Annotated in this window: 2 protein-coding genes; one reads left to right on the forward strand and one right to left on the reverse strand. The window is 65.6% G+C overall.

Translation table 11 applies throughout. The features are described 5' to 3' along the window. Nucleotides 1–1478, forward strand: a 1478-nt coding sequence (locus tag HR086_RS46600) for a hypothetical protein (RefSeq protein ID WP_174468884.1), incomplete at its 5' end; no start/stop codon positions are given. A 66-nt stretch (nucleotides 1479–1544) separates the two neighbouring features. Here the strand turns inward: HR086_RS46600 and HR086_RS46605 are convergent. Then, nucleotides 1545–1775, reverse strand: a 231-nt coding sequence (locus HR086_RS46605; protein ID WP_174468885.1) for a diguanylate cyclase, incomplete at its 5' end; no start/stop codon positions are given.

Genomic DNA, 1775 nt, shown 5'->3' on the forward strand with positions numbered 1-1775 from the left:
CTCCTCCGCCCCCTGCTCCCCTTGCTCCCGTCGACTCCTTCGAGCCGGCGAATCGAATCGGCGCGAAGCTCAATCTGACGGGCCAGACGACGCCTCCGCCCTCCCTGGGCAAGGCAGGCATCCTCGGCTCGAGCCTCGCGGAGACCAGCACCGAGCTGCCTCCCGGAGCCTTCGAGCTCACCAACCCGCCGATGGGTCCCTTCAGCGGCAGCGCCACCTACGAGAAGACGGATTCCGTCAAGGAGGCGGAAGGCATCACCACCGTGACGATGGAAACCGAAATGGCGGTTTCGGGCGGCGCCAGCATTGAAAACAAGAAGCAGCTCGAGTTCGGGGTCGAGAAGACCTACGGCGTGAAGGCCGAGTACGAGCTGAAAATGCCGACCGCCGAGTACGAGAAGCTGAAGAACAAGCAAATCCCCACGCCGGACCCCGCCAGGCCGGAGACGATGCCCGAGGGCACCTCCATCACCCTGAACGACTCGCGGTTCAGTGGCACCACGCTCAGCGGCGCCTTCAGGGGCATCAGCGCCGAGTCGGGCCTCACCCAAGGGAAGGGAAACTCGTTCTCCGTCGACAAGACGGGGCCCACCACCATCCAGGTGACAGCGGGTCCTACGGAGGCCGTCGAGAGCCGCGGAAGCCTGGGCCTCAGTGTTGGTCCGGCAAGCATCGGCGTGGGCAACACGAAGAGCCTGGAGACCTTCCGGCTCAAGACAGCCGAGTTCGACGTCGGCACGCCGGAGGGCAAGGCGGCGTATGAGCAGTTCCTGAAGGACGGCACGTTCCCCGCCCAGGACGGCCCGGGCGTCGCCAAGTCGGCCACGGTGGAGAAGCTCAATGCCGAGTCCGCCACCAGCCTCGACGTGGGGCTTGGCCCCTTCGAAGCCTCGGTGAACATCAATGACACCCGATTGGAGTACGTCAAGACGACCTACGCCGACGGCTCCTACGACAGGTCCTTCGACGCGAAGCTGCACAACGGAACACCCGTGCGCATCGAACAGCACTTCAACGCGGACAACACCGAGGACACGTCCAAGACCGAGGTCTCCCTGTTCCTGGAGGGTGCGAAGGGCGACGTCGAGGAGCAGTTCGCGCGCAACTTCCAATCGAAGGAGAACACGGAGGTGGACCAGTCCGCGTTCGACAAGGAGAACGACGTCCTGTTGACGTTGAATGCCGAGGACGCCATGGCGCTATCGGACCGCGCCAAGAAGTACGTCGAGAACTGGCAGAAAGAGCACAAGGGCGAATCGCGGCGGGGACAGGACGACACATTCCCCCCCAACAGGCTCATCGATGCCCTCGCCAACGCCAAGACCCCCGCCGAGGTGGGCTCCGCCCTGATGGAAGCCTACGGGGGTGAAGGATGGACGAGCGAGACCTTCGATTACCTCGCCCGGACGAATGGCAAGTTCGAGCCGCTGCCGGGCGTCATCGAGGCCAGACACCGCGACGCCTATTCACCCGATTGACCTCGGGTGGCCGGGCCCCTACTTCCGGGGGCCCGGTGCCTGGCGCGGATTCCCAGCGACCCTGGCTCACACCTCGATGCGGTTGCGCCCGTTCGACTTCGCGCGGGTCAGCCGCGCATCCGCGGCGCGCAGCAGCTCCTCCATCGTCGCTCCGTCTCCGGGCGCCTCGGCGATGCCTCCGCTCACCGTAATCCCGAAGGACTCTCCCCCGTCGCCGTCGAAGGTCATCTCCGCCACCTCCGCCAGCGTCCGCGACAGAATCGCCTTCGCGCGCTCCTTCGTCTCCCCCAACAACCC

This window comes from Myxococcus sp. CA039A (genome assembly GCF_013336645.1).
Lineage (GTDB): Bacteria > Myxococcota > Myxococcia > Myxococcales > Myxococcaceae > Myxococcus > Myxococcus llanfairpwllgwyngyllgogerychwyrndrobwllllantysiliogogogochensis.